The organism is Xanthobacter autotrophicus, assembly GCF_030015065.1.
Classification (GTDB): Bacteria; Pseudomonadota; Alphaproteobacteria; order Rhizobiales; family Xanthobacteraceae; genus Xanthobacter; species Xanthobacter autotrophicus_D.
This window is the reverse complement of the sequence record NZ_JAIVFN010000487.1, coordinates 1-417: the sequence shown is the minus strand read 5'-3', so window position 1 is coordinate 417 and position 417 is coordinate 1. Positions and strand designations below refer to the sequence as shown.

The 417-nt window shown below is 68.1% G+C and carries 1 protein-coding gene; it reads right to left on the bottom strand.

The window, feature by feature from the left end; translation table 11 throughout:
- Positions 1 to 417, bottom strand: a 417-nt coding sequence (locus K9U40_RS24160; protein ID WP_282892580.1) for a M16 family metallopeptidase, incomplete at both ends; no start/stop codon positions are given.

Below are 417 nucleotides of genomic sequence, written 5' to 3'. Positions count from 1 at the left end.
GTGCGGAAGCAACCCGGGTCGCCGGTGAACACCGCGCACTCGGCCAGCGCATCGGCCTTGCCGCCGAAGCCACCGATGCGCTCGATGCCACGGATGAAGCCGGCACGGGCGCCGGTCTTGGCGCGCTCCAGCTCGGCCGCGGTCGGGCCCTGCTTGATCAGGCGGTCCAGTTCCTCGTCGATGATCTTCTCGACCTTGGCCGGGTCCTGGCCCTGCTTGACGGTCGCCACGATCACGAAGTTGGAGCCCAGCTGCGACGTCGACAGGCCCGAGCCGATGCTGTCCACCAGCTTGTCCTGGTGCTGCAGGCGCTGGCTCAGGCGTGAGGACTTGGCGCCGCCCAGCACTTCGGAGAACAGCTGCAACTGGTCGATGTCGGCGGTGCCGACCTGTGGCACGTTCCAGTCGCGGTAGATG